The sequence below is a fragment of the Micromonospora globbae genome (genome assembly GCF_036184225.1).
Taxonomy (GTDB): domain Bacteria; phylum Actinomycetota; class Actinomycetes; order Mycobacteriales; family Micromonosporaceae; genus Micromonospora; species Micromonospora globbae.
On sequence record NZ_CP108084.1, the window covers coordinates 6,426,186 to 6,452,043 of the forward strand.

At 72.8% G+C, this 25,858-nt stretch carries 23 protein-coding genes; 12 read left to right on the plus strand and 11 right to left on the minus strand.

What is annotated here, in order from left to right; all coding sequences use genetic code 11:
* Positions 1-2: 2 nt before the first annotated feature.
* From OG994_RS29480 to OG994_RS29490, 3 genes are all read right to left on the minus strand, one after another.
* On the minus strand, positions 3-956 hold the full coding sequence (locus OG994_RS29480; RefSeq protein ID WP_120328948.1) for an ABC transporter permease: 954 nt from the start codon (positions 954-956) through the stop codon (positions 3-5).
* Positions 957-1,103: 147 nt separating this feature from the next.
* The gene (locus tag OG994_RS29485) at positions 1,104-2,042 is read right to left on the minus strand and encodes an ABC transporter permease (RefSeq protein WP_120328949.1); all 939 of its coding nucleotides are present in this window, start codon (positions 2,040-2,042) and stop codon (positions 1,104-1,106) included.
* A 194-nt stretch (positions 2,043-2,236) separates the two neighbouring features.
* On the minus strand, positions 2,237-3,838 hold the full coding sequence (locus OG994_RS29490) for a peptide ABC transporter substrate-binding protein (protein WP_120328950.1): 1,602 nt from the start codon (positions 3,836-3,838) through the stop codon (positions 2,237-2,239).
* A gap of 454 nt (positions 3,839-4,292) precedes the next feature.
* On the opposite strand from OG994_RS29490, the gene OG994_RS29495 reads away from it, so the two are divergent.
* The 3 genes from OG994_RS29495 (at position 4,293) to OG994_RS29505 (ending at position 7,816) form a co-directional block, all read left to right on the plus strand.
* On the plus strand, positions 4,293-5,153 hold the full coding sequence (locus tag OG994_RS29495) for a bifunctional methylenetetrahydrofolate dehydrogenase/methenyltetrahydrofolate cyclohydrolase (RefSeq protein WP_120328951.1): 861 nt from the start codon (positions 4,293-4,295) through the stop codon (positions 5,151-5,153).
* A 142-nt stretch (positions 5,154-5,295) separates the two neighbouring features.
* A complete protein-coding gene (gene mdh, locus OG994_RS29500) occupies positions 5,296-6,246 on the plus strand; it encodes a malate dehydrogenase (protein ID WP_120328952.1) in 951 nt (316 codons plus the stop codon).
* Positions 6,247-6,598: 352 nt separating this feature from the next.
* Positions 6,599-7,816: an NADP-dependent isocitrate dehydrogenase gene (locus OG994_RS29505; protein ID WP_120328953.1), complete on the plus strand. Its 1,218-nt coding sequence runs from the start codon at positions 6,599-6,601 to the stop codon at positions 7,814-7,816.
* 331 nt (positions 7,817-8,147) lie between these two features.
* On the opposite strand, the gene galT is transcribed toward OG994_RS29505, so the two are convergent.
* From galT to cysC, 3 genes are all read right to left on the minus strand, one after another.
* Positions 8,148-9,224 carry a galactose-1-phosphate uridylyltransferase gene (gene galT, locus OG994_RS29510; protein WP_328851627.1) on the minus strand — a complete coding sequence of 359 codons (1,077 nt, stop codon included), beginning with the start codon at positions 9,222-9,224 and terminating at the stop codon, positions 8,148-8,150.
* Entirely contained in the window at positions 9,221-10,027 is an 807-nt protein-coding gene (locus tag OG994_RS29515) for a DeoR/GlpR family DNA-binding transcription regulator (protein WP_120328955.1), read from the minus strand. Before OG994_RS29515 ends, galT begins: the two co-directional genes overlap by 4 nt.
* A gap of 154 nt (positions 10,028-10,181) precedes the next feature.
* Positions 10,182-11,711, minus strand: coding sequence for an adenylyl-sulfate kinase (gene cysC, locus OG994_RS29520; protein ID WP_328851628.1), 1,530 nt, complete (start codon positions 11,709-11,711; stop codon positions 10,182-10,184).
* 224 nt (positions 11,712-11,935) lie between these two features.
* Between cysC and OG994_RS29525 the strand changes: the two genes are divergently transcribed.
* The 5 genes from OG994_RS29525 (at position 11,936) to OG994_RS29545 (ending at position 16,170) form a co-directional block, all read left to right on the plus strand.
* Positions 11,936-12,850: an ABC transporter ATP-binding protein gene (locus OG994_RS29525; protein WP_120329120.1), complete on the plus strand. Its 915-nt coding sequence runs from the start codon at positions 11,936-11,938 to the stop codon at positions 12,848-12,850.
* Positions 12,843-13,724: an ABC transporter permease gene (locus OG994_RS29530; RefSeq protein ID WP_328851629.1), complete on the plus strand. Its 882-nt coding sequence runs from the start codon at positions 12,843-12,845 to the stop codon at positions 13,722-13,724. Before OG994_RS29525 ends, OG994_RS29530 begins: the two co-directional genes overlap by 8 nt.
* Complete coding sequence (locus tag OG994_RS29535; protein WP_328851630.1) at positions 13,721-14,674, plus strand: ABC transporter ATP-binding protein; 954 nt, start codon at positions 13,721-13,723, stop codon at positions 14,672-14,674. The genes OG994_RS29530 and OG994_RS29535 overlap by 4 nt, the downstream gene beginning before the upstream one ends.
* A gap of 7 nt (positions 14,675-14,681) precedes the next feature.
* Positions 14,682-15,392, plus strand: a complete 711-nt coding sequence (locus OG994_RS29540; RefSeq protein ID WP_328851631.1) for an ABC transporter permease subunit — start codon at positions 14,682-14,684, stop codon at positions 15,390-15,392.
* Positions 15,393-15,522: 130 nt separating this feature from the next.
* Positions 15,523-16,170 (plus strand): hypothetical protein, encoded by a 648-nt coding sequence (locus OG994_RS29545; protein WP_328851632.1) that lies wholly within the window; start codon positions 15,523-15,525, stop codon positions 16,168-16,170.
* 67 nt (positions 16,171-16,237) lie between these two features.
* Here OG994_RS29545 and valS read toward each other — a convergent pair whose 3' ends face one another.
* On the minus strand, positions 16,238-18,802 hold the full coding sequence (gene valS, locus OG994_RS29550) for a valine--tRNA ligase (protein ID WP_328851633.1): 2,565 nt from the start codon (positions 18,800-18,802) through the stop codon (positions 16,238-16,240).
* 65 nt (positions 18,803-18,867) lie between these two features.
* On the opposite strand from valS, the gene OG994_RS29555 reads away from it, so the two are divergent.
* On the plus strand, positions 18,868-19,521 hold the full coding sequence (locus OG994_RS29555) for a nitroreductase family protein (RefSeq protein WP_240032954.1): 654 nt from the start codon (positions 18,868-18,870) through the stop codon (positions 19,519-19,521).
* Positions 19,522-19,630: 109 nt separating this feature from the next.
* Here the strand turns inward: OG994_RS29555 and OG994_RS29560 are convergent, their stop codons facing one another.
* Genes OG994_RS29560 through OG994_RS29575 form a run of 4 tightly spaced genes read right to left on the minus strand, consistent with a single transcriptional unit; the run spans position 19,631 to position 23,986 of the window.
* On the minus strand, positions 19,631-20,143 hold the full coding sequence (locus tag OG994_RS29560; protein ID WP_328851634.1) for a methylated-DNA--[protein]-cysteine S-methyltransferase: 513 nt from the start codon (positions 20,141-20,143) through the stop codon (positions 19,631-19,633).
* A complete protein-coding gene (locus tag OG994_RS29565) occupies positions 20,140-21,657 on the minus strand; it encodes a DNA-3-methyladenine glycosylase 2 family protein (RefSeq protein ID WP_328853827.1) in 1,518 nt (505 codons plus the stop codon). Before OG994_RS29565 ends, OG994_RS29560 begins: the two co-directional genes overlap by 4 nt.
* A gap of 8 nt (positions 21,658-21,665) precedes the next feature.
* Positions 21,666-23,090, minus strand: coding sequence for an FAD-binding oxidoreductase (locus OG994_RS29570; RefSeq protein WP_328851635.1), 1,425 nt, complete (start codon positions 23,088-23,090; stop codon positions 21,666-21,668).
* Positions 23,087-23,986 (minus strand): LLM class flavin-dependent oxidoreductase, encoded by a 900-nt coding sequence (locus OG994_RS29575; protein WP_328851636.1) that lies wholly within the window; start codon positions 23,984-23,986, stop codon positions 23,087-23,089. The genes OG994_RS29570 and OG994_RS29575 overlap by 4 nt, the downstream gene beginning before the upstream one ends.
* A 64-nt stretch (positions 23,987-24,050) precedes the next feature.
* Between OG994_RS29575 and OG994_RS29580 the strand changes: the two genes are divergently transcribed.
* The 3 genes from OG994_RS29580 (at position 24,051) to OG994_RS29590 (ending at position 25,852) form a co-directional block, all read left to right on the plus strand.
* Positions 24,051-24,440 carry a winged helix-turn-helix transcriptional regulator gene (locus OG994_RS29580; protein ID WP_204985188.1) on the plus strand — a complete coding sequence of 130 codons (390 nt, stop codon included), beginning with the start codon at positions 24,051-24,053 and terminating at the stop codon, positions 24,438-24,440.
* 79 nt (positions 24,441-24,519) lie between these two features.
* Positions 24,520-25,062: a hypothetical protein gene (locus tag OG994_RS29585; RefSeq protein ID WP_328851637.1), complete on the plus strand. Its 543-nt coding sequence runs from the start codon at positions 24,520-24,522 to the stop codon at positions 25,060-25,062.
* A 52-nt stretch (positions 25,063-25,114) separates the two neighbouring features.
* A complete protein-coding gene (locus OG994_RS29590; RefSeq protein ID WP_328851638.1) occupies positions 25,115-25,852 on the plus strand; it encodes a Type 1 glutamine amidotransferase-like domain-containing protein in 738 nt (245 codons plus the stop codon).
* Positions 25,853-25,858 lie beyond the last annotated feature (6 nt).

The following is a 25,858-nucleotide window of genomic DNA, read 5'->3' on the forward strand; positions in this document are numbered from 1 at the left end:
GATCACCGCAGCTTCGGGTCGAAGGCGTCACGGATCGCGTCGCCGAGCATGATGAACGCCAGCACGGTCAGCGCGAGGAAGGCCGACGGGACGATCAGCGGGGTCGACGACTCCCGCATGTGGATCCGGCCGGTGTCGATGTCCTGGCCCCAGGAGATGGTCGGGGCCTTGAGGCCGATGCCCAGGAACGAGAGCGTGGCCTCGGCGGCGATGAACGTGCCGAGCGCGATCGTCAGCACCACGATGGCGGGCGCCAGCGAGTTCGGCAGGATGTGCCGCCACATGATCCGGCCGTTGCCGGCGCCGAGCATCCGGGCCGCCGCCACGTAGTCCTGCTCCTTGGCGGTGATCACCGACGAGCGCACGACGCGCGCCGCCGTGGTCCACCCGAGGACGGCCAGCACGAAGATGACCGCGGTGATCCGGGCGTTCGGGCCGGCGGTGCTAACCCGCTTGAGCAGGACGATCGCGGCCAGCAGCAGCGGGATGCCGAGCACGATGTCGATCACCCGGGACAGCACCGCGTCCACCCAGCCGCCGAAGTAGCCGGCGAGCATCCCGACGACCAGCGCGATCACGCCGGTGAACAGCGCGGAGAGCGCGCCCACCAGCAGCGAGGCGCGGGAGCCGTAGACCGCGCGGGCGTACGTGTCGCAGCCCTGGAAGTCGTACCCGAAGATCGCCCCGCCGGACGGCCCGGCGTTCTGCCGCGAGAGCACGCAGTCCTGCGGGTCGTTCGCGGTGAACAGGCCCGGGACGATCGCCATCAGGGTGACGACCGTGACCAGGACCAGGGAGATCCAGAAGATCGGGTTGCGGCGCAGGTCGCGCCAGGCGTCGCCGGCGAGGCTGCGCGGCTTCTGCACACCCACCTGGTTCGGCGCGCCGGGCTCACCCGAGGGGCCACGCCGCGCGGCCTGGTTCTCGCTGGATGCGACGGTCTCAAAGTCACTCATGCCGCCTCGCTCCGCTCGGTGCCGGCATGAGTGCCCTGGCACGCTGAGTTGATCATTCGTTCGCTGCGCTCACTCGGCGCACCCCATCGCTGCGCTCCGGGGCGCGCCGAGCCGCGGAACGCTGAGTTGATCATTCGTTCGCTGCGCTCACTCATAGCGGATCCTCGGGTCGAGTACGGCGTACAGAACGTCCACCAGCAGGTTCGAGACCAGGTAGACCACGACGAGCACGCTGACGAAGCCCACGACCAGGGGGCCGTCCTCGGTGCGGATGCCCCGGAAGAGGTTGAAGCCCACGCCGGGGATGTTGAACACGCCCTCCGTGATGATCGCGCCGCTCATCAGGTTGCCCAGCTCGACGCCGAGGAAGGTCACCACCGGGATGAGCGAGTTGCGCAGCACGTGGATGCCGACGATGCGCCGCTTCACGAGGCCCTTCGAGCGGGCGGTGCGCACGTAGTCGGCGCGCAGGTTCTCCGCCACGGAGGTGCGGGTGAGCCGTAGCGCGGTGGCCAGGGAGAGCGAGCCGAGCACGATGCCGGGCAGGAGCAGCGCGTAGAAGCTGGGTTCCGCGCCGGCGGTGGGTGGGAAGACCGGCCAGCGGACGCCGAGGAAGTACTGCGCGAGCGGCGCCAGCACGATGGTCGGGATGCCGAGCACCAGCAGCGTCAGCACCAGCGTCGCGTTGTCGAAGATGCTGGCGCGGCGGATGCCGGCGATCACCCCGGCGGTGACGCCGAAGATCACCGCCACGGCGAGCGCGATGAGGGCGAGCTTCACCGTGACCGGCCAGGCCTGCTGGAGGATGTCTCCGATCTGGCGTCCGGTCAGCGACTGGCCCAGGTCGCCCTGGAGCAGGCTGCGGACGTAGTCGAAGTAGCGGTAGAAGAAGCCGCCCACGCCGGTCTGGTCGAGGTGGTACTTCTCCGTCAGGTATGCCCGCTGCGCGGCGGTCACCGGGCGCTCGCCGGCGAGGGCCTGGATCGGGTCGGTCTGGCCGGCGAACATCAGCGCGTAGACGATCAGCGTGGTCCCGAAGAACGCCAGGACCATCTGCAGGAGGCGGCGCAGGATGTAGCGGAACATACTTCCCAGTCTCTCTGGAAAAACGCGAAAGGGTCGCGAGACCGCATGTCTGGACGTACCGGAGATGCCCTTGACGCGGTCGTGGCCCGGCGGGGGCCCGGGCCGGGACCGGCCGGACGGCGAGCGACCTGGCCGGTCCGGGCGTGGCCGGGCCGCCCGGGGAAACTCCCGGACGGCCCGGCACCACGGTCAGCTCAGCTGGCCGCTTCGATCTTGACGAGGTTGACCCGCTGGAACAGGTCCATCTCGACGTTGCTGACCTTGCTCGAGTGCCCGAACACGTTCTCGCCGAAGCGGAGCGGGATCACCGGCATGTCCTTGGCCAGGATGTCCTCGGCCTGCTGGTACTTCTTGATGGCCTCGGCCTGGGTCGGCGCCGCCGAACCCTCCTTGACCAGCTTGTCGAACTCCGGGTTGCTGTAGCCGTAGTAGTTCGACGAGCCGTTGGTGCTGTACAGCGGGCCCAGGTAGTCCTCCATGGACGGGTAGTCCATGACCCAGCCCAGGCGGAACAGGCCGACCGGCTGCTTCTTCTCGACCTTGTTCAGCAGGTCGGAGAACTTCGGCTCGGCCGAGCCGACGCAGTCCACGCCGAGGTTGGCCTTCAGCTGGTTGCAGGTGGCGTCGACCCAGTCCTTGTGGCCACCGTCCCCGTTGTAGGAGATGGTGATCTTCGACGGGCCGCCCGCGGCCTGGTACAGCTTCTTGGCCTCGGTCGGGTTGAACTCACCCGCCGCGCCCGTGGTGTTCTCCCGGTAGCCCGGCAGCACCGGCGAGACGAACGAACGGGCCGACGTCTGGGACTTCTTGAAGATCGAGTTGACGATCTCGTCCCGGTCGATCGCCATGGAGATCGCCTTGCGCACGTCCGGGTTGCTGTACTCCTTCTCGAAGGTCGGGAAGGCCAGGAACTGGAACGACGACATCGGGCTGGTCTGGTAACGGTCGCCCAGGTCGGTCGGCGCGGTGCTCAGGTTCTCGGTGGGGATCGTCGGCAGCACGTCGAGGTTGTCGGCCAGGACGTCCGCGTACGCCGCGGTCAGCTGCTGGTAGACGCGGAACTCGACGCTCTGCACCTTCGGCTTCTCGAGCGGGTACGCGTCGTACCGCTCGACCTCGATCTTGCTGTCGTGCTGCCAGGTGCCCTTCATCTTGAAGGGGCCCTGGCCGATCGGGGCCTGCTCGTAGCCGTCCTTCAACACGCCCGGAGCGGAGAACGCGGCCTCCGGCAGCGGGTAGAACGCGTTGTAGCCGAGCATCGTCTTGAAGTCGATGTACGGCTCGGAGAGCGTCACCTGGAAGGTGAGGTCGTCCAGCTTCTTGAGGCCGGACATCTCCTTGGCCTTCGGCTTCTCGCCCTGCAGGTCCTGGTAGCCGGCGATCTTCTCGAAGAAGTAGCTGCCACCCTGCCCGTTCGGGGCGTACGCGCCGTAGTTCCAGGCGTTGATGTAGTCGTCGGACGTGACCTTCTCACCGTTGTGGAAGGTGAAGCCGTCCTTCAGCTTGATCGTCCAGACCTTGTTGTCCGACGACGTGACCGACTCGGCCGCGACCTCGTACGGCTTGTTCTGCGCGTCGTAGTCGACGAGCGGGGCGAACAGGCCGGCGAGCACCTGCGAGCCGGACGTTTCGGTGGTGTTGGTCGGAACCAGGTGCTGCGGCTCGGCGATCTGGATGCTGACCGCCTCGGAGCCGCTGCCGCCGGACCCACCGTCGCCGCCGCTGCCGCAGGCCGCGAGGCCCAGCGTCACCGCGAGCGGGAGGGCGGTCCAGGCGGCGAGCCTACGAACTCGCATTGAGCCTCCTCATCTCCTCACACTGCGCAGTCAAGCCCGGCGCTGGGTAACGCTGCGCAACGATCGGCAACGGTAGGTCGGGAAGTTGGCTTCGGCAACGAGCTGGTTTCGACTCCGTAACGGAGTGAGCTGTCACCCCTTGCCCGCGGGCCCGCCGCGCTGCTAGGCCGAACCGGAGAATTGGGCTATGACGAGGCATTTCCCGGTCGAGAGCGACCGGGCTCCACGGGGCCGGCGTGCCCGTCCGGTCATGTCTGGTGTCGCTTCGCCGGATCGTCACCGACGCGGTCGCACCGTCCTTGTTCGGCAAGGATGGAACATAAGGCCGACACTGAGAGTGACTAATCTCATGTCACGGACAGTCACGATTTGCTGAACCGGAGGCGGGCCGCCGGACCCGGCCGCAACCCGGGTCGTCACGACCGGCGGCGGCCGGGCGTGAGACGATCTGCACGTGACGGCGACGCTTCTCGACGGCAAGGCGACCGCGGCGGAGATCAAGGACGAGCTGCGGGCACGGGTCAAGGCCCTGGCCGAACGCGGGATCACCCCGGGCCTCGGCACGGTCCTGGTCGGCTCCGATCCCGGATCCCAGGCGTACGTCAACGGCAAGCACCGCGACTGCGCCGAGGTGGGCATCGCCTCGATCCGCCGGGAGCTGCCCGACGACGCGACCCAGGAGCAGGTCGAGGAGGTGCTCGCCGAGCTGAACGCGGACCCGGCGTGCCACGGCTACATCGTCCAGCTGCCGCTGCCCGGCCACCTCGACACCCAGCGGGTCCTGGAACTGATCGACCCGGCGAAGGACGCCGACGGCCTGCACCCGGTCAACCTGGGGCGGCTCGTGCTCGGCTACCCCGGCCCCCTGCCGTGCACTCCGCGCGGCATCGTCGAACTGCTCCGCCGGTACGACGTCCCGCTGCGCGGCGCCACCGTCGCGGTGGTCGGCCGGGGCAACACCGTGGGCCGCCCGCTCGGCCTGCTGCTCACCCGGCGCAGCGAGAACGCGACCGTGACGCTCTGCCACACCGGCACCCTCGACCTGGCCGCCCACACCCGGGCCGCCGACATCGTCATCGTGGCCGCCGGTGTCCCCGGCCTGCTCACCGCCGACATGATCCGCCCCGGCGCGGTCGTCGTCGACGTGGGCATCACCCGTGTGATCGGGCCCGACGGCAAGGGTCGCTACACCGGCGACGTGGACTCCGGGGTGGTCGAGGTGGCCGGCGCGCTGGTGCCGATGCCGGGCGGCGTCGGCCCGATGACCCGGGCCATGCTGCTCACCAACGTGGTGGAGCGCGCCGAGCAGGGCTGAAAGGACCCGTCGACGACCCATTCGGTAGCGGAGGGGCCCCTTCTCGACCGGGTACGCCATAACCGTCCGCCCCTGGCCGGAAGGGTGCCAGGATGGCTGATACGGTCCGGAAAACCGACTGGTATCAGGGAGTGGGACGACCATGGGTAAGAAGGTCACTGTCGTCGGGGCCGGCTTCTACGGCTCCACCACCGCACAGCGCCTGGCCGAGTACGACATCTTCGACACCGTCGTGATCACCGACATCGTCGAGGGGAAGCCCGCCGGCATCGCACTGGACCTGAACCAGTCGCGGTCGATCGAGGGCTTCGAGACCAAGGTCGTCGGTGTGACCACCGGCCCGAACGGCGAGGGCTACGAGGCCATCGAGGGCTCCGACGTCGTGGTGATCACGGCCGGCCTGCCCCGCAAGCCGGGCATGAGCCGGATGGACCTGCTGGAGACGAACGCCAAGATCGTCCGCCAGGTCTCCGAGAACGTGGCCAAGTACGCCCCGAACGCCGTCGTCATCGTCGTCTCCAACCCCCTCGACGAGATGACCGCGCTGGCGCAGATCGCTACCCAGTTCCCGCGCAACCGGGTGCTCGGCCAGGCCGGCATGCTCGACACCGCCCGCTTCACCAACTTCGTGGCCGAGGCGCTGAACGTACCGGTCGCGTCGGTGAAGACGCTCACGCTCGGCTCGCACGGCGACACCATGGTGCCGGTGCCGTCGCGGAGCACCGTCAACGGCAAGCCGCTGCGCGACGTGATGCCCGCCGAGCAGATCGAGGACCTGGTCGTCCGTACCCGTAACGGTGGCGCCGAGGTCGTCGCGCTGCTCAAGACCGGCTCGGCGTACTACGCGCCGTCGGCCGCCGCCGCCCGCATGGCCAAGGCGGTCGCCGAGGACTCCGGCGAGGTCATGCCGGTCTGCGCCTGGGTCGACGGCCAGTACGGCATCTCCGGCGTCTACCTGGGCGTCGAGGCCGAGATCGGCGCCGAGGGCGTCAAGCGCGTCGTCGAGACCGAGCTGGACGCCGACGAGCTGGCCAGCCTGAAGGAGGCCGCCGAGGCCGTCCGCGCCAAGCAGGCCGACATCGCCAACATGTGACCTGAGCTGCCACGGACGGGGCGCGCCGGCGAAACCGGCGCGCCCGTCCGCGTCTCCACCCACCCCCCGAGCCCCGATGATCATGAGGTTATCGCCGCGACACGCCGACGCGGACGGCAGTAACCTCATGATCAACGGGGGCCGGGGGTGGCCCCTCGCCGTCGGGCGGGGTGGTGACGTGATAGACCGAGGGTGCGGCGGGTGGACGTCAACCGCCCCCTGCCGTGCACCCCGTCGACCCCGGCCGACGGAGGCGGGCCGCCCGCCGACCGAGGCCGGCTGGGGACCGCCGGCAAGTTTCCAGTACGCTCGTACTGCTTGAGCACGTGTCCCCCGAGAGGAGCGCCGGCCGATGGCGAAGATCAAGGTAAACAACCCGGTCGTGGAGCTCGACGGCGACGAGATGACCCGGATCATCTGGAAGCAGATCCGGGAGCAGCTGATCCTGCCCTACCTCGACGTCGACCTGCGGTACTACGACCTCTCGATCCAGCACCGCGACGAGACCGACGACCAGGTCACCGTCGACGCCGCCAACGCCATCAAGGAGCACGGCGTCGGCGTCAAGTGCGCGACGATCACCCCGGACGAGGCCCGGGTCGAGGAGTTCGGCCTCAAGAAGATGTGGCGGTCGCCGAACGGCACCATCCGCAACATCCTCGGCGGCGTCGTCTTCCGCGAGCCGATCATCATGTCGAACGTGCCGCGGCTGGTCCCCGGCTGGACCAAGCCGATCATCATCGGCCGGCACGCCCACGGCGACCAGTACAAGGCCACGGACTTCGTCGTCCCCGGCCCGGGCACGGTGACGATCACCTACACCCCGGCCGACGGTTCCGCCCCCATGGAGATGGAGGTCGCCAACTTCCCCGGCGGCGGCGTCGCCATGGGTATGTACAACTTCGACGACTCGATCCGCGACTTCGCCCGCGCCTCGATGCGCTACGGCCTGGACCGCGGCTACCCGGTCTACCTGTCCACCAAGAACACGATCCTCAAGGCGTACGACGGCCGGTTCAAGGACATCTTCGCCGAGGTCTTCGAGAACGAGTTCAAGGCGGAGTTCGAGGCGGCCGGCCTCACCTACGAGCACCGGCTGATCGACGACATGGTCGCCGCCGCGCTCAAGTGGGAGGGCGGCTTCGTCTGGGCCGCGAAGAACTACGACGGTGACGTGCAGTCCGACACCGTGGCCCAGGGCTTCGGCTCGCTCGGCCTCATGACCTCGGTGCTCATGACCCCGGACGGCCGCACGGTCGAGGCCGAGGCCGCCCACGGCACGGTCACCCGGCACTACCGGCAGTGGCAGAAGGGCGAGAAGACCTCGACCAACCCGATCGCGTCGATCTTCGCCTGGACCCGCGGCCTCGCCCACCGGGGCAAGCTGGACGGCACCCCGGCGGTCACCGAGTTCGCCAACACGCTGGAGCAGGTCTGCATCGAGACTGTCGAGGGCGGCCAGATGACCAAGGACCTGGCGCTGCTGATCTCGCGGGACGCCCCGTGGCTGACCACCGACGAGTTCATGAACGCGCTCGACGAGAACCTGGCGCGCAAGCTGGCGGCCTGATCCGCACCAGCGACCGTACGGAGCCCGCCGGCACGCGCCGGCGGGCTCCCGTCGTACGCGCGCGGGAGCGTTTCCGTCACTCACCCCGGCGCGCCTCGTTGACCAGGGTGGACGAGATGCCAGTCGCGTCCAGGAAGGTTGACCGCGGTAGCCGCGCGGCACGAGTGCCGATCAGCCAGCCTTCCCGGCTGTCGTGCACAGCCAGCCGTCCCTTCCCTGCGGGGGGCCCTGTCCCGGGCCCCCCGCGCCCTGTCCCGGGCCCCCCGCGCCCTGTCTCGGGCACCCGGCGCCCTGTCTCGGGCACCGACGCCCTGTCCGGGCCGAGGCCCCGCTACGCCGCGCGGAGCATCTCGGCGGCCCGCTCCGGGGCGATGTCGTTGATGAAGACGCCCATGCCCGACTCCGAGCCGGCCAGGTACTTCAGCTTGTCCTTCGCCCGTCGGATGCTGAACAGCTGCAGGTGCAGGTGGCCGAGGTCGCGGTCGATCCGCACCGGCGCCTGGTGCCACGCCGCGATGTAGGGCATCGGCATGTCGAAGAGCGCGTCGAAGCGGCGCAGCACGTCCAGGTACAGCGGCGCGAACGCGTCCCGCTCGGCGTCGTCGAGCGCCGGGATGTCCGGCACCGGCCGGTGCGGGGCAACGTGCACCTCGAACGGCCAGCGGGCGGCCGCCGGGACGTACGCCGTCCAGTGCGCGTTGGACGCGACCACCCGCTCGCCGGCGGCGCGTTCCGCGGCGAGCACGTCGGCGTAGAGGTTGCCGCCGAGGGTGCGCTCGGCGTACCGGCGCGCGGCCGCGAGCATCGACCGGGTCCGCGGGGTGACGAACGGGTACGCGTAGATCTGGCCGTGCGGGTGGTGCAGCGTCACGCCGATCTCGACCCCCCGGTTCTCGAAGCAGAACACCTGCTCCACGCCGGGCAGCTCACCGAGCGCCACGGTGCGGTCGGCGAGCGCGTCGAGCACGGTACGCACCCGGGTGGGGGAGAGGCTCGCGAACGAGGCGTTGTGGTCGGAGGTGAAGCAGACCACCTCGCAGCGGCCGACCCCGGGCCGCAGCGGCGTGAACGGGGTGACCTCGCCGGGCGCGTCGACCACGTGGCCGCTCAGCGACGGGAACCGGTTCTCGAAGACCACCACGTCGTAGTCGGGGGCGGGGATCTCGGTGAGCCGGTCGCCGACGGACGGGTCGAGCGGGCACTCGTCCGGCGGGGGCAGGAAGGTGCGGGTCTGCCGGTGTACGGCCACCGCCACCCACTCCTCGGTCAGCGGGTCGTAGCGCAGTTGGGACGCGGGCGGCAGGGACGGCAGCTCCCGCCGGTCCGGCTGGTCCCGGACGGCGTCGTCCCGTTCGTCGAAGTAGATCAGTTCCCGGCCGTCGGCCAGCCGGATCGCGGTGCGCTTCACTCCGCAGCCCCTCCACTCGGCGGCGTGCCCGTCGCCGTCACGGTCACCAGTTCCCCCACACGCTCGCCGAGTACCCGCCGCGCCTCGCCCGGCAACCCGTCGTCGCTGATCAGCACGTGCGCGGCGGACAGCTCGACGATCGACGAGATGCCGACGGTGCCCCACTTGGTGTGGTCGGCGAGCACCACGAGCCGGTCCGCGGCCGCGACGAGGGCCCGGTCGGTCTCCGCCTCCATGAGGTTGGGGGTGGTGAACCCGGCCCGCTCGCTGATGCCGTGCACGCCGAGGAAGAGCAGGTCCAGGTGGAGCGTCCGGATGGCGCCGACGGCGAGCGGCCCGACGAGCGCGTCGGACGGCGTCCGGACGCCGCCGGTGAGCACCACCGTCTGGTCCGACCGGCCACCGGCGTGCAGGATCTCGGCCACCGGCAGCGAGTTGGTCACCACGGTCAGCCCGGGCACGTCCACCAGCCGGCGGGCGAGTTCGGCCGTCGTGGTGCCGGCCGAGAGGGCGACCGCCGCGCCGGGCCGCACGAGCTGGGCCGCCCGGGCGGCGATGGCCGCCTTCTCGGCGGGCTGCCGGACGGACTTCGCCCGGAAGCCGGGTTCGTCGGTCGATCCGGGGCCGGTGATGGTGGCGCCGCCGTGCACCTTGGCCAGCACGCCGCGCTCGTGCAGCGTCTCCAGGTCGCGCCGGATGGTCATGTCCGAGACGCCGAACTCGGCGGCCAGCTCGCTGACGCGCACGCCGCCCGTCGCCCGGACCCGCTCCAGGATGGCCGCCTGCCGCTGCTGGGCCAGCATCGCCACACCTCCGGGCCGCTCGGGTACTCACGTGGTCAAACGTGTTCCAACAAGAATGAACATTAGCGCGTGCCCGGAATCCAGGGAAGGAAAGGGGTGGTCACCGCCCGGCCCGTTTCGTAGCGGGCCGGGGCGTGAGTGGGTGCGCCGCCGCTCAGACGGAGGGGAGCTTCGGCTCGACCCAGCCGGTCTCGGTGAGGTGGTGCAGCACCGCCTCGACCGCCTCGTCCACCGTGAGGTCGCTGGTGTCCACCACCAGGTCGGCGTCGGTCGGTTCCTCGTACGGGTCGTCGATGCCCGTCATCCCCGTGATCAGGCCGGCACGCGCGCGGGCGTACAGGCCCTTGCGGTCACGCCGCTCGCAGACCTCCAGCGGGGTCGCCACGTGCACGAGCAGGAACCCGGCCCCGGCGGCCAGCGCCATCTCCCGGGCGGTCGCCCGGGCCGCCGCGTACGGGGCGATCGGGCAGCAGATGGCCACCCCCCGGTGCCGCGCGATCTCGGCGGCCACCCAGCCGATCCGCCGGACGTTCATGTCACGGTCGGCCTTGCTGAAGCCGAGCCCGGCCGAGAGTTCCCGCCGCACCACGTCGCCGTCGAGCAGCGTGACCGTCCGCTCCCCGCCCTCGCGCAGCGCGTCCGACACGCCCCGCGCGATGGTCGACTTCCCGGAGCCGGAGAGCCCGGTCAGGAAGACAACGAGCCCGCGGTGCCGGCGCGGCGGGCGGGCCCGGGCCAGTTCCCGGGCGACCGCCGGCGGGGTGTGCCACTCGGGCAGCGGGAAGCCCCGGTCCAGCAGGTCGTCGATCTCCTCCTGGGTCAGCGCGAGGCGCCGGTTGCGCGGCGGGATGTCCTCCCGCCAGCGCCACTGCCCGTCCCGGTTGTCGTACGCGAGCTCGCGGGGCACCAGCACCCGCAGCCCGGCGCCGGAGAGCATCTCGCCGGTGGAGAGCAGGTGGGTGACGCCGTACGCGGCCGAGACCCGGGCCCGCAGCAACGCGTCGCTGATCTCGTCGGGGCGCCGGGAGAGGGGCACCGCCACGAGGGTGGCCGGCGGCATCCGGTCCCGGGCGGCGAACACGGCGCGCACCAGCGACTCGGGCGGAAGACCGCCGCCGGCGTCCTCGCCCACCGGGATGAGGACGAGCAGGTGGGCGCCGAGGGTGCGGGCCGCGTGCGCGATCTGCGCGAGCTGCGGCCGGTGCAGCGGACGGTCGGCGATGACCCCGAGCACCCGGCCCGGAGGCAGCAGCGCGCGTACCTCCTCGGGGCTGCGGCGCAGGCGCCGGAACGGCCCGTGGCCTCCGTCGCCCAGCCGGCGCACGGTGCCGCCCACCCCCGCGACGCCGTCGCGCACCGGCCACACGTCGGCCACGTCGAGCGCCGCCATGGGAGCGCCCTCGCCGTCGGTGAGCACCAGCGCGCGGCGCGCCGGGTCGCGCGGGTCGAGCACCCGGGCGAGGGCCGTCGGCACCTGGAGGGTCACCGCGACCTGCCACGGCGTGCCGTCGGCGAGCCGGGCACGGCGGCTGACCGACACCAGGTCGGCCCGGGTCATGAAGCCGGTCAGGGGGGCGTACGCCCCGATCAGCAGCAGCTCCAGATCGGCCAGTTCCTCCGGGCGCGGCGTGTATGCCGGCGCGTCGCGGAGCACCTCGTCGGGCAGCACCCACCCGTTGCTCATCACACCCCCACCTCGCTGGCCGGCCCACAGTTTCTCAACAGACCGGCGATCGGTCGAGAGTGCCACTCCACCCGGGCGCCCGCCCGCCGGGACCCGCGGCACACACGGCGGTCGGCCGTCTGCGGCTCGGCCGGCTCCTTAGGGGGCGGGTCCGGCCAGGATCAGGGGAGCACCGGGGGCGCGGCGGGCCCCGCGACGGGTCCGTGCTGCCTACGCTGGTCGGCGTGACACTGATCGCGACCGAGTCGCTGACGAAGACGTACGGCGGTGGGGTCACGGCCCTGGCCGACCTCACCGTCGCGGTCGAGCCGGGGATCGTCGGGCTGGTCGGCGCGAACGGCGCCGGCAAGTCGACCCTCATCAAGATCCTGCTCGGCCTGCTCACTCCGACCAGCGGCCGCGTACGGGTGCTGGGTCTGGACCCGACCACCGACTCGGCCGCCGTCCGTGCCCGCGTCGGCTACATGCCCGAGCACGACGCCCTCCCGCCGGACCTCACCGCCGCCGAGCTGGTCACCCACCTGGGGCGCATCAGCGGGCTGCCGCGCACCGTCGCCCGCGAGCGCGCCTCCGAGGCGCTCCGGCACGTCGGGCTCTACGAGGAGCGGTACCGCCCGGTGGGCGGTTACTCGACCGGCATGAAGCAGCGGGTGAAGCTCGCCCAGGCGCTGGTCCACGATCCCGACCTGCTCCTGCTGGACGAGCCCACCAACGGCCTCGACCCGGTCGGCCGGGACGCGATGCTCGCGCTGGTGCACCGGATCGGCACCGAGTTCGGCATCTCCGTGCTGGTCTGCTCCCACCTGCTCGGCGAGGTGGAGCGGATCTGCGACACGCTCGTCGCCATCGACGGCGGGCGGCTGCTTCGGGCCGACCGCATCTCGGCCATGACGTCGGTCACCGACGTGCTCGCCGTCGAGGTCAGCGAGGGCACCGACGAACTCGCCGCCCGCCTCGCGGCGCTCCAGCTGCCGGTACGCCGCGACGGGCGGCTGCTGCTCGTCGAACTCGCCGACGACCACACCTACGACCTGATCCTCGGCGCGGTCGCCGAGCTGGACCTGCCGTTGCACCGGCTGGACCAGCGACGGCACCGGGTCGCCGAGCTGTTCGCCGCGAGGGAGCCCAGCCATGTCTGAGCCGACCGGTGTCATCCACGACATCGGCTACCAGCGCTACACCGGCCCCCGGCTGGGGCGCCGGCACGTCTTCGGCGCGCTCTACCTGCACGGGCTCCGTACGGCGTTCGGGCTGGGCCGCAGCGCCAAGGCCAAGATCTTCCCCTGGCTGGTGCTCGGCATCGTGACCGTGGTGGCCGCCGGTGTCACCGCCGTACGCAGCCAGATCGGCGAGGTGGTGATGACGTACGCGCAGTTCGCCGACAACATGAGCTGGCTCGTCATCTTCTTCGTGGCCGTGGTCGCCCCCGAGCTGGTCTCCCGCGATCTGCACAGCGGCGTGCTGCCGCTCTACTTCTCCCGCCCGCTGCCCCGCGGCGACTACGCCCTGGCCAAGCTGGCCGCGCTGGGCAGCGCGCTCTGGCTGCTGCTCGGGGCGCCGCAGCTCGTGATGTTCCTGGGCGCCGCGTTCACCACCACGGACGGGATGAGCGGTGTCTGGAACGAGCTGCTCGACCTGCTGCCCGGCCTGGTCTACGCCGCGCTGTGGGCGGTGGTCTTCGCCTCGGTCGGGCTGCTCATCGCCTCGCTCGCCGGCAAGCGGGCCTTCGCGGCCGGCGGCATCGTGGCCGTGTTCCTGATGACCGCCCCGATCGTCGGCATCCTGTCGATCATGCCGTCCCGCACGGTCAACGAGTTGGCGATGCTCGGCTCGCCCACCGCCCTGGTCCATGCCGTCGGTCGATACACCCTCGGTGACCTGCTGATACCCGGTGGGCAGACCGAAGGCCAGATCGGCGGCTTCGGGCCGGTCTACGTGGCCGCCGCCGTGCTGCTGGTGGCCGGCTGCGTCGCCCTGCTGTTGATGCGATACCGGAAGGTGGCGGCCCGATGACCACGATCAGCGCGGATCCGGCGGCCCCGGCCACCCCCGCCTCCACCCTCGACCTGGCCGGCGTCTCCCGCTGGTACGGCAACGTGGTGGCCGTCAACAACGTGAGCATGAGCCTCGGCCCGGGCGTGACCGGGCTGCTCGGCCCCAACGGCGCGGGCAAGACGACGCTGCTGCACATGATGGCCGGCTTCCTCGCGCCGTCCCGCGGCACGGTCACCCTCGACGGGTCGCCCACCTGGCGCAACCCGGACGTCTACCGCCGGTTGGGGCTGGTTAGCGAGCGGGAGGCCGTCCACACGTTCCTCACCGCGTACGAGTTCGTGCTGGCCAGCGCGAAGCTGCACCGGCTGCCGGACCCGCGCGAGGCGGCGCGCCGTGCGATCGCCCTGGTCGAGATGGAGGGCGCGCAGGACCGGCGGATCGGGACGTACTCCAAGGGCATGCGGCAGCGGACCCGGGTGGCCGCGGCGCTGGTGCACGACCCGCAGGTGCTGCTGCTCGACGAGCCGTTCAACGGCATGGACCCGCGCCAGCGGCTGCACATGATGGACCTGCTGCACCGCCTCGGCGCGGCGGGCCGGACGATCCTCTTCAGCTCCCACATCCTCGAGGAGGTCGAGCAGGTCTCCGGCACCGTCCAGGTGATGGTCGCCGGCCGGCTCGCGGCCTCCGGCGACTTCCGTACCATCCGGCGGCTGATGACCAACCGCCCGCACGTCTTCGCGGTCCGCTCGACCGACGACCGCGCGCTGGCCGTCGCGCTGATGGCCGAGGCCTCGGTGACGGGGGTGGAGCTGGGCCGCGCCGGGCTGACCGTGCGGGCCGGCGACTACGGCGCCTTCACCCGGGCCCTGCCGCGGATCGCCCTCGCGCAGGGCATCCGGGTCCGGCAGCTGGTGCCCGAGGACGAGTCCCTGGAGAGCGTCTTCTCCTACCTGGTGGAGGCCTGAGGCTGAGATGTCGACCGTTTCCTGGATCACCGCGCGGGGACTCTTCGGCCGTCGCCGGTTCCTGCTGCTCTTCCCGCTGCCGGCGGTGCTCGTGCTGCTCGCCGTCCTGTCCCGCGCGCTCGGGGTGGACCCGGGCGAGTGGGGCCCGCCCGTGCTCGTCGGGCTCGGCCTGGCCGTGGTGCTGCCGGTCGTGGCGCTGATCGTCGGCACCGGGGTGCTCGGCGCCGAGATTGACGACGGCACCGTCGTGCACATCCTCACCAAGCCGCTGCCGCGCTGGCAGATCGTGCTGCCGAAGCTCGCGGTGGCGACCGGCGTCACCGCGGTCACCGTCGCCGTGCCGCTCTACGTCGCGGGCGTGCTGGCCCATTCCGTACGCCTCGGACTGGCGCTCGCGGCCGCCGCGGCGCTCGGCGCGCTGGCGTACTCGGCGCTGTTCCTCGCGCTCAGCCTGCTCACCCGGCGGCCCGTTCTGCTCGGCCTCGTGTACGTGCTGATCTGGGAGGGGCTGCTCGGCAACTTCGTGAGCGGCACGAAGGTGCTCTCCATCCAGCAGTACGTGATCGCGCTCGCCGACCGGATCGCCCCGACCGGGCTGCTGGAGACCACCGTCTCGGTGCCGGTGGCGGCGATCATGACGGCTCTCGTCAGCGTCGGCTTCACCGTGCTGGCCGTCGACCGGCTGCGGTCGTTCAGCGTGGCCGGCGAGACGAGCTGATCCCGCGACACCGACGGTCGGGAAGGGCCCTCGTCGACGCCTCCGGCGCGGCGGGGGCCCTGTCAACCCGTCCGAGGATGGTAGGGCTGGCCGGATGGACCGGGCGCACGCGTTTGGAGAGGCTGGAGCCGTGAGTGCGGAAGCGGGACAGGTGATGGCGGGGCGGCCGTACGCGAGCGGCGCTCGGCACTGGCTGGTGAGCCTGGTGGTGGCGGGGGTGGCCGCGGCGGCGGTCACCACGGTCGCCCGCAGCGGCGGGCACTACCACTGGTGGGCGGGGTTCGTCCTGATCCCCGGTGCCCTGATCGGGGCCGCCGGAGGGCCGTTGCTGGCGCGGGGCGGCGGCCGGGCGTTCGCCGGGTACGTCATCGCCTGCGCCGGGGCGCTGGTCTTCGCGACGGGCGCGCTGCTCATGTTCGGCGTGATGGGACGGGGCTGGCCCGTCATGATCATGGTGCCGTGCCTCGCGGTGGCCGGCACCTACCTGTGGCGGCCGGCGCATCCGCTGGCCCGGGGGCTGCACCGGGTGGTGGCGCTGCTCGCGCTGACCGGCGTGCTGCTCGGGGCGACGTTCCAGCTCATCCAGGCCAATCTCGTGGACTTCGGCGACACCGGGTGGTGGGGCGCGTTCCTCATGCTGGCCGGCGTGACCGTGCTCGGCAACGCCGTCGAGCTGACCCGGCACCGGATGCCGTACCGGCTCCAGGCGATCACCCTGCTGCTCGGCCCCGCCGTCGTCGCGTTCCTGCTCGGCCTGCGCTTCCTCCGCGGGTGGTGACCGGCCGCCGCCCGGATCGTCGACGGGGCCCCCTGCTCCGCGTGAGAAGGGGGCCCCGCCGTGACGCTCAGAACGCGGCGGCGATCACCAGCTCGGTCGTGCGGTCGGGAAGCAGGTCGAGCTTGCCGATCCGGCCCGCCGCGCGCACGTCGTCGGCGACCAGCGTCAGCTTCTCCAGCACCGCGGCCGGGCCGAGCGCCTCGGCCAGCGGCACCTCCGCCCGCATCGAGAGCTTCCGCTCGGACTTGGCCCGCCGCACCTGGCTGAGCGCGTCCCCGGCGACCCGGAGCAGCTCCGGGTCCCCTTCGCCCTCGACCGCGCGGCCCACCTCGTACGTCGTCGGCCAGGGTGCGCGGTGCACCGAGCCGTACCGCCACCAGGACCAGACCTCCTCGGTGACGAACGGCACCACCGGGGCGAAGAGCCGCAGCTGCACCGCGAGGGCGGTGGCCAGCGCGGCCCGCGCCGAGTCGGCGCCCGCCCCCGAGCCGTACGCGCGCTCCTTCACCAGCTCGATGTAGTCGTCGCAGAAGCGCCAGAAGAACGCCTCGGTCGCCAACAGGGCCGCCGTGTGGTCGTACGTCTCGAAGGCGCTCGTCGCGGCGGTGACCACGGTGGCGAGTTCGGCGAGCATGGCCCGGTCGAGCGGCTCGGTGGCGACGGCGCGCAACGCGTCGGCGGCGCCCAGCCCGAGCGCGAACTTCGACGCGTTGAGCAGCTTCGTGGCGAGCCGGCGCCCGACCTTGATCTGCGCCGGGTCGTACGCCAGGTCCATGCCGGGCTTGCCGTTCGCCGCCCAGTACCGCACGGCGTCGGACCCGTTCTGCTCCAGCAGCGCCATCGGGGTGACCACGTTCCCCTTGGACTTGGACATCTTCTTCCGGTCCGGGTCGAGGATCCAGCCGGAGAGTTCCGCGTCGCGCCAGGGGAGCACGCCGTGCTCCAGGTGGGAGCGGACGATCGTCGAGAACAGCCAGGTGCGGATGATGTCGTGCCCCTGCGGGCGCAGGTCCATGGGGAAGACCCGGGCGAACAGGTCGGGGTCGGTCTCCCAGCCGCCCACGATCTGCGGGCTCAGGGACGACGTGGCCCAGGTGTCCAGCACGTCCGGGTCGCCCACGAAGCCGCCGGGCCGGCCGCGCTGGGACTCGTCGTAGCCGGGCGGCGCGTCGGTGGACGGGTCGACGGGGAGCGTGGACTCGTCCGGCGTGAGAGGGTGGGACCAGTCCGGCTCGCCAGCGTCGTCGAGCCGGTACCACACCGGCACCGGCACCCCGAAGTACCGCTGCCGGCTGACCAGCCAGTCGCCGGTGAGCCCGCCCACCCAGTGCTCGTAGCGGTGCCGCATGTGCTCCGGCACCCAGTGCAGCTCGCGGCCCCGGGCCAGCAGCTCCTCCCGCAGCCGCGGGTCGCGTCCACCGTTGCGCAGGTACCACTGGCGCGTGGAGACGATTTCGAGCGGGCGGTCGCCGCGTTCGTAGAACTTCACGGGGTGCGTGATCGGGCGTGGCTCCCCGACCAGGTCACCGGCGTCGGCGAGCATCCCGACGATCTCGCGGCGGGCGCCGTTGACGGTCTGCCCGGCCAGCGCCGCGTACGGCTCGGCCGGCACGCCGGCCGGCGGCTCCGGCAGCAGCCGTCCGTCCCGGCCGATGACCACCCGGGTGTCCAGCCGCAGCTCCCGCCACCAGGTCACGTCGGTGAGGTCGCCGAACGTGCAGACCATCACCATGCCGGTCCCCTTGGCGGGGTCGGCGAGCGGGTGCGCGTGCACCGGCACCTCGACCCCGAAGAGGGGGCTGCGCGCCGTGGCGCCCACCAGGTCCGCGTACCGCTCGTCGTCGGGGTGGCAGACCAGCGCGACGCAGGCGGGCAGCAGCTCGGGGCGGGTCGTGTCGATCAGCACCTCCCGGCCTCCGGGGCCGGTGAACCGCAACCGGTGGTAGGCGCCGGGGCGCTCGCGGTCCTCCAGCTCGGCCTGGGCGACGGCCGTGCCGAAGCCGACGTCCCACAGCGTCGGCGCCTCGGCCTGGTACGCCTCGCCGCGGGCCAGGTTGCGCAGGAACGCCCGCTGGCTGGTGGCCCGGGCCACCCGGCCGATCGTGGTGTACGTGAGGGACCAGTCCACGGACAGCCCGAGCCGCCGCCACAGCGCCTCGAAGACCTGCTCGTCGGCGACGGTGAGCCGTTCGCAGAGTTCGATGAAGTTGCGCCGCGAGATCGGGGTCGGGTTCTTCCGCGCCTCGTCGGTGACCGGGGAGGCGGGCGGCCGCCAGGCCGGGTCGTACGGCAGGTCGGGGTCGCAGCGCACGCCGTAGACGTTCTGCACCCGGCGTTCGGTCGGCAGGCCGTTGTCGTCCCAGCCCATCGGGTAGAACACGGTCCGGCCGCGCATCCGCTGGAACCGCGCGACCATGTCGGTGTGCGTGTACGAGAAGACGTGCCCCATGTGCAGCTCGCCCGATACGGTCGGCGGCGGGGTGTCGATCGCGTACACGTCCGAGCGCTGCTTCGAGCGGTCGAACGCGTACGTTCCCTCCTCCTGCCAGCGGCGCGCCCAGGTCTCCTCGATGCCGTCCAGCGTGGGACGCTCGGGGACGCCGGCGCGGGCCGTCCTCGCCGTATCAGTCATTCTGCGATCGTAGGCAGCGGCCAACGGCCGGACCACGGGATAACTGCCGTGCCACGATGGAATTCGTGCCGACGCTTCCGCTGAGCCCCGACGAGCTGCTCACCACCACGCGTACGGTCCGCCGTCGGCTGGACCTGACCCGGCCGGTGCCCCTGGAGCTGGTCCGCGAGTGCCTGGAGGTGGCGCTCCAGGCGCCCAGCGGCTCGAACCGGCAGGGCTGGCACTTCGTGGTCGTCACCGATCCGATGCTGCGGGCCGAGATCGGGCTGCTCTACCAGCGTGCGGTGCGCGCGTACCTCGCCTCGGAGTCCTCGGCGGGCCGCCTGTTCCCCGACGACCCGGCCCGGGCGGCCGTGCAGAGCCGGGTGGCCGACAGCGTGGCCTGGCTCGGCGACCGGATGGGACAGGTGCCCGTGCTCATGGTCCCCTGCCTGCGGCTGGACGGCGGCGGCGAGCTGACCGCCGGCAACCAGGCCGGGCTGTGGGGCTCGCTGCTGCCGGCGGTGTGGAGCTACATGCTGGCCGCCCGCGCGCGCGGCCTCGGCACCGCGTGGACGACCCTGCACCTGACGTACGAGGCGGAGGTGGCCGAGCTGCTCGGCCTCCCCGAGGAGGTGCGCCAGGCGGCGCTCGTCCCGACCGCCTGGTACACGGGCGACGGCTTCCGGCCGGCGCGGCGGCAGCCGCTCGACGAGGTGCTGCACGTCGACCGCTGGTAGGCGGCCTCGGCTGTCCGGGCACGGCGACGCGGCTCGCGCGGCCGGCGGGCCGCGCGGCCGTGGTGCCGTGTGCCGGTGGGCCGCGCGGCCGCGCGACCCACCGGCGGCCTCAGCTCCCCGCCAGCCGCCGCTCGTGATCGAGGAGCCACACCTTCACGTCGATGCCCCAGCGGTAGCCGCCCATCGTCCCGTCGGTGCGCAGCACCCGGTGGCAGGGCACGAACAGGGCGGCCGCGTTGCGGGCGCAGGCCGCCGCGGCGGCGCGTACCGCCAGCGGCCGGCCGGCCAGCCCCGCGAACCCGGTGTAGGTGACCGGCTCGCCGGGCTTCACCTCGCGCAGCACCTCCCAGGCGTGCGCCATGAACTCCCCGCCGGTGTGCTGCCGTACGGGCACGGCGTCGATGGCCGTGAGGTCGCCGTCCAGGTAGGACCGGACGGCCGCGGTCACCGGCCCGAGGTCGGCCCGCTCCCGCAGCGTGCCGCGCAGGGACGGGTGCACGAGGGGGAGCAGGGTCCCCGGCTCGGCCGTGAAGCCGGCGGCGCGGACGGCCCCGTCCGGCCCGGTCAGGATGCTCAGCGGTCCGGCCGGGGTGGCCAGCACCGCACCGTCGATCGTGGTCATAGCGCTCTCCAGAGTCGGATCACCGCGTACGAGCGCCAGGGGCGCCAACGGTCCGCGTACGCGGCGAGGGTGGTCGGGTCGTCGGGCAGGCCGAGCGCGGCCGCGCCGCGCCGGACCGCCAGGTCGGTGGGGAGCAGGACGTCCGGGTCGCCGAGCGCGCGCATCGCCACGTACCCCGCCGTCCAGGCGCCGATGCCGGGCAGCGCGACGAGCCGGCGCACGGTCTCCTCGCGGTCACCGCCGGGTGCGAGGTCGAGTTCGCCGTCGGCGACGGCGCGGGCCAGCGTACGGATGGTCTCCCGGCGGCGGGCCGGCATCCGGAACGCGGAGTCGGGCAGCCCGGCGACCTCCTCGGCGCTGGGGAACGCCCGCAGCGCGTACCCGTCCCCGCCCTGTCGATCATGAGGTTGGCGGGGAGTTCGATCTCCGATCGCCCCGTCAACCTCATGATCGACGAGAGTGGTCGGGGTGGGCTCGGTCGCCGCGTACGTCAGGAGGCGGGTCAGGGTCGTGCGGGCCGCGGACACCGAGACCTGCTGGCCGACGACGGCGCGCACCGCCATCTCGAAGCCGTCCACCGAGCGGGGAAGGCGTACGCCCGGCTCGGCCGCCACCGCGGCGGCGAACGCCGGGTCGGCGGCGAGCGTGGCGTCGACGGCCACCGGGTCGGCGTCCAGGTCGAGCAGCCGGCGGCAGCGTGCCACGGCCGGCGACAGGTCGCGCATGTCGGCCAGCCGCAGCGTCGCCGACACGTGCCCGTCGACCGGGGTGAGCGCCACCTCGCCGGCGCCGTGCGGCAGCCGCAGCCCGCGCCGGTACGTGCCGTCCCGGACCTCCTCCACGCCCGGCAGCGCGCGCAGCGCGAGGAAGTCCAGCAACGCGGTGGCGTGCAGCGGCGGGCGGTACGCGAGGCGCAACGTGATCGTGCCCGCCCCGTCCGGCGCCCGTCGCTGACCCCGCGCCTGGCGCAGTTCGGTCGGCGGCACGCCGTACACCTCGCGGACGGTGTCGTTGAACTGCCGGACGCTGCCGAACCCCGCCGCGAACGCGATCTCCGCCATGCCGAGCCCGGTCGTCTCGACCAGGATCCGCGCGGTCTGCGCCCGCTGCGCCCGGGCCAGCGCCAGCGGCCCGGCGCCCACCTCGGCGCGGAGCATCCGGTGCAGGTGCCGTTCCGTGTAGCCGATCCGGGCCGCCAGCCCGGGGACGCCCTCCCGGTCGACCACCCCGTCGGCGATCAGCCGCATGGCCCGGCCGACCACGTCGGCACGTACGTCCCACTGCGGTGAGCCGGGTGCCGCGTCGGGCCGGCAGCGGCGGCAGGCGCGGAGGCCCGCGCCCTGCGCCGCCGCCGCGGACGGGAAGAAGCGGACGTTCTGCCGCTTCGGGGTGGTCGCCGGGCAGGACGGCCGGCAGTAGATGCCCGTCGAGGTCACGCCGGTGTAGAACCACCCGTCGAACCGCTGGTCGCGGCTGTTGACGGCCCGGTAACACCGCTCGAAGTCCAGTTCCACGTCACCGATCATGCCCCCTTCCGGGAGTCGCGGCTGGCGGGAATCGGACGTGGCCGTGAGGGCGCCCCCGCCCGCCGTGAGGGCGTTCCGGCCCGCGGTGAGGGTGCCCCGGCCCGCGGTGAGGGCCCACCGGCCGGGGCCAGCGCCGGCCGGAAGACGCCGTCCGGGTCGTACCGCCGCCACAGCTCGGCCACCCGCGCGCCGGTCGCACCCGGGTAGATCCGGTCGAACGCCGCCCGGTCCGGTCGGCCCTCGAAGTTGACGTACGCGCCGTCGGACCGCGCCGCGACCCTGCGCCAGGCGGCGTCCAGCGCGGTGCCGCCCTGCGGCGGGAACACCGTGCCGATCGCCAGCGTGTCCTGGTGCCGGTGCGCGTACGCCGTGTCGGCCGGGTCGACGTCGTTGACCGCCCCGCCCACCGACCGCAGCTGCACGAGGGCCCGGCTCGGCCCGGTCGCCGCCCGCATGAGCGCCCGCGCGGCGGCGTCATCCATCGTGAGCAGGCTGTTCGTCGTGACGTTCGGCTGCTGCCCGACGTTCGCGTGCAGGTGCGCCGTCGACACCAGCGCCGGGTAGGGCACGAGGTCGGTCCGGTGGTCCAGCAGCCGGCCGATGGCGAGCAGCGGCTCGATCATCGGGCGGGCCCGGCGCGCGCTCTCGGCGGCGACCACCGCGGTGATCTGCATGACGGCCGACGGCCCGTACGGGAGCAGCACGGCCGACGTGGTGAGCTCGCGCGGGGCCCGGGCCAGGTGCTCGGCCCACTGCCGCACCGTGGCGCCGTCGGCCGTGGCCTCCACGGCGATCTGCGCGAGCCCCACGTTGCGCACCTCCTCCGCCTCGATCTCGAACGCCACCACGATGCCGGCGCCGGCGCCGGCGCCGCGGACGACCCAGAACAGCTCGGGTTCGTGCGCGGCGTCGGCGCGGACGACCGTGCCGTCGGCCAGCACCACCTCGACGGCGCGGACGTGGTCGATGGTGAGGCCGTAGCTGCGGACCAGCCAGCCCACGCCGCCGCCGGTGGCGAGGCCGCCGACGCCCACGTTGCCGTGGTCGCCGGAGCTGATGGCGAGCCCGTACGGGGCCAGCGTCCGGGCCACCAGGGCCCAGCGCGCGCCCGCCTCGACCCGGACCCGCCGGGACCGCTCGTCGAGCACGTCGACCCGGTTCAGGGCGGACAGGTCGATGACGAGGCCCCCGTCGTTGGACGAGGTGCCCGCGAGGCCGTGCCCGCCGCTGCGGACCGCGATCGGCAGGCCCCGTTCCCGGGCGTAGCGCACGGCGTCGGCCACCTCCCGCGGAGTCTCGGGCAGCAGCACGCCGGCCGGGGAGTGGCGGGTGGTGTACGTCGAGCGCAGCATCGCGTACCGGCGGTCGCCGGGTGTGACGAGCTTGCCGTCCAGCGACGGCGGTAGGACGGTGTGGGTCATCGTTGCTCCCTGATCTCGCGCACGTGCTCGCGGACGGCCGGTACCACCCGGTCGGCGAACGCGCGCAGCTGGGCGCGGGGCGACATGATCGGCCAGAAGATGAACGTGTCGAAGCCGAGGTCGACGGCCCAGTGGGTCAGCGTGTCGACCCAGAGCTGGACGTCGCCCACGAGCCCGGTGCCGCCGCCCTGCGGGCCGATGGCACCGATGACGTTGTAGATCCGGCGGATGTCCGCCGGGGCGCGTCCCGCCGCGCGGGCCGCGTCGTCGATGATCCGCTGCCGGGCCGGCACCTCGTCCGGGGGCACGTAGATGTTCAGCGGCGAGATCCAGCCGTCGGCGTGCCGGCCGGCCACCCGCAGCATGCGGGGCCGCTGCCCGCCCAGCCAGAGCGGCACCGGCCTGGGCGGCACGGGCCCACCCTGGTACCCCTCGACGGTGTGCTGCTCGCCGAGGTGCCGGACCGTCTCGCCGGCCAGCGCCCGGCGCATGATCTGCAGCCCTTCGGCGGTGTAGGTGATCGTCTCGGCGCCGCCGCGCCGCGGGCCGCCCACGGCCGCGACGGCGTCGGCGCTCGGGCCGCCGCCGACCCCGAGGGCGACGCGACCGCCGGTGAGCACGCTCAGCGACGCGCCGGCCTTGGCGAGCATGGCCGGCGGACGCAGTTGCAGGTCGGCGACGTCGGTGAGGAAGGAGATCCGCTCGGTCTGCGTCGCGAGGTGGGTGATCATCGTCAGGGCGTCGAGGTGACCCGGTTGGTAGACGTGGTCCTGGACGGCGAGGTACTCCAGTCCGCTGTCGTCGGCGGCCCGGGCCAGATGTCGGGTTTCACCGATCCGGTCCGCCGTCGGATCGAGGCTCAGGCCGAATTCGATCGGGTGTTGGTAGTCGGTCATGGCTCCAGCGTGGGGACCGGCGACCGGGTGGGCAAACCCGAGGTTAGTAACTAACATTTGGTAAGTGACGAGTACGCAGATGGCCGCGCTGCGGCGCTTCCAGGGCATCGACGACACCGGCTGCCGCGTCTTCCAGGACTCGCTGGAGCTGGTCGGCCGGCGGTGGACCGGGGCGATCCTCCTGGCCGGTGTGCGCGGGGCACGCCGGTTCGGCGAGTACCGGGCCGCCGTGTCCGGGATCTCCGACCGCCTGCTCGCCCAGCGCCTCAAGGAACTGGAGTCCGACGGCCTGATCGAGCGGACGGTGATCCCGTCCTCGCCGGTGCAGATCCGGTACGCCCCGTCGTCCGACGGACAGGAGCTGATGTCGCTCCTCCAGCCGCTGATCGACTGGAGCCACCGCCGCCGGCGTGACGGATCGGTCGCGTCGCCGGAGGGGTCCGTGCCCGTCTGAGCGGTTCGGCCCCGCGCGGCCGAAAGTGTCGGTCGTGGGCGGTACGGTCCCGCCAACCAACTCAAGAAAGGGTGCGGTGATGGCGAGCGTGGCGGGTCGGGGAGCGACGCGGAGCGGGCACCCTCCGCTGGAGCGGGCCGTCCTCCAGGGCTTCTACCGGCGGATGCGGGCCGTGGCCCCGGCGGCCGTCGGTGCCATCGAGCGCGACCGCGCCGGCGATCCCGCCAGTCCCTTCGCCGACACCGCCTGTGGACGGCTGGTCCGCTCGCTCGACCACGACGGGTTGCGGGCCCTCGGCATGTGGGCGCACCACTGGTGCATGCGGTTCTACGACGACGACACCCGCGCCGGCCTCCGCCTCGTCCGGGAGATCGCCGCCCGCACCGGGCTGGGCTGGACGGCCGACGAGGTGCGCTGGATGCTCCGCGAGTCACGCGCCGCCGGCCCCGCGGCGCCGGCCCGCTTCCTCCTCCCGGCCGCCGCCGCACGCGAGCTGTCCCCGGACGCGCTGCCGCCCGCCGAGCTGCCGCCGCACGAGCCGGCGCCCGATCTCGCCGGCGAGCCCGCCGCCGTCGACCGGCCGCCCCTCACGGCACTCGTGCCCCGGCAGCGGCGCGGCTGATCCGGCTGCGGCAGGATGGACGGCGGCCGATCACCCGACGGAAGGACGAGGCGTGCCCGCCAGCGAACCGACCATCCTCGCCACCAGCATGGGTTTCTTCAGCCGAGGGCGCGGGCCGTACGATCTGCGTCCCGGGCCGATCTTCGACCTGGGCGCGGAGCTGGCGCAGGCCGGGCCGGAGCCGCGCATCTGCTACCTGGGGCAGGCGGTCGGCGACCAGCCCACCAACCTCACGGCCCTGTACGGGGCGTTCGCCGGTACCCGCTTCCGCCTGTCGCACCTGGCCCTGTTCCCGATGCCGAACGTCGACGACATCCGCGCCCACCTGCTCGCCCAGGACGTGATCTGGGTCGGCGGCGGCAGCGTGGCCAACCTGGTGGCGGTCTGGCGGGTGCACGGCCTCGAGGAGATCCTGCACGAGTGCTGGCAGGCCGGAGTGGTGCTCGGCGGCGTCTCCGCCGGCTCGATCTGCTGGCACATCGGCGGGGCCACCGACAGCTTCGGCCCGAGGCTGCGTCCGTTCACCGACGGGCTGGGCTGGCTGCCCTACGGCAACGGTGTGCACTACGACAGCGAGGAGCAGCGCCGGCCGCTCATCCACCGGATGGTCGGCGACGGCACGCTGCCGGTCACGCACTGCACCGACGACGGGGTCGGCCTGGTCTACCGGGGCGAGAAGCTCGTCGAGGCGGTCGCCGACCGGGAGGGTGTCTCGGCGTACGAGGTCAGTCGCACCGCCGACGGCACGGTCCGGGAGACGGTCATCACGCCCCGCCGGCTCGCGGGCTGAGCCTCC

Bases quoted from the DNA above. Each gene is read 5' to 3' on its own strand.
- OG994_RS29570 (WP_328851635.1), bottom strand. From the start codon at position 23,090: ATGACCCACACCGTCCTACCGCCGTCGCTGGACGGCAAGCTCGTCACA.
- OG994_RS29480 (WP_120328948.1), bottom strand. From the start codon at position 956: ATGAGTGACTTTGAGACCGTCGCATCCAGCGAGAACCAGGCCGCGCGG.
- OG994_RS29575 (WP_328851636.1), bottom strand. From the start codon at position 23,986: ATGACCGACTACCAACACCCGATCGAATTCGGCCTGAGCCTCGATCCG.
- mdh (WP_120328952.1), top strand. From the start codon at position 5,296: ATGGGTAAGAAGGTCACTGTCGTCGGGGCCGGCTTCTACGGCTCCACC.
- OG994_RS29535 (WP_328851630.1), top strand. From the start codon at position 13,721: ATGACCACGATCAGCGCGGATCCGGCGGCCCCGGCCACCCCCGCCTCC.
- valS (WP_328851633.1), bottom strand. From the start codon at position 18,802: ATGACTGATACGGCGAGGACGGCCCGCGCCGGCGTCCCCGAGCGTCCC.
- OG994_RS29490 (WP_120328950.1), bottom strand. From the start codon at position 3,838: ATGCGAGTTCGTAGGCTCGCCGCCTGGACCGCCCTCCCGCTCGCGGTG.
- OG994_RS29505 (WP_120328953.1), top strand. From the start codon at position 6,599: ATGGCGAAGATCAAGGTAAACAACCCGGTCGTGGAGCTCGACGGCGAC.
- OG994_RS29560 (WP_328851634.1), bottom strand. From the start codon at position 20,143: ATGACCACGATCGACGGTGCGGTGCTGGCCACCCCGGCCGGACCGCTG.
- OG994_RS29485 (WP_120328949.1), bottom strand. From the start codon at position 2,042: ATGTTCCGCTACATCCTGCGCCGCCTCCTGCAGATGGTCCTGGCGTTC.
- cysC (WP_328851628.1), bottom strand. From the start codon at position 11,711: ATGAGCAACGGGTGGGTGCTGCCCGACGAGGTGCTCCGCGACGCGCCG.
- OG994_RS29530 (WP_328851629.1), top strand. From the start codon at position 12,843: ATGTCTGAGCCGACCGGTGTCATCCACGACATCGGCTACCAGCGCTAC.
- OG994_RS29585 (WP_328851637.1), top strand. From the start codon at position 24,520: ATGGCGAGCGTGGCGGGTCGGGGAGCGACGCGGAGCGGGCACCCTCCG.
- OG994_RS29540 (WP_328851631.1), top strand. From the start codon at position 14,682: ATGTCGACCGTTTCCTGGATCACCGCGCGGGGACTCTTCGGCCGTCGC.
- OG994_RS29515 (WP_120328955.1), bottom strand. From the start codon at position 10,027: ATGCTGGCCCAGCAGCGGCAGGCGGCCATCCTGGAGCGGGTCCGGGCG.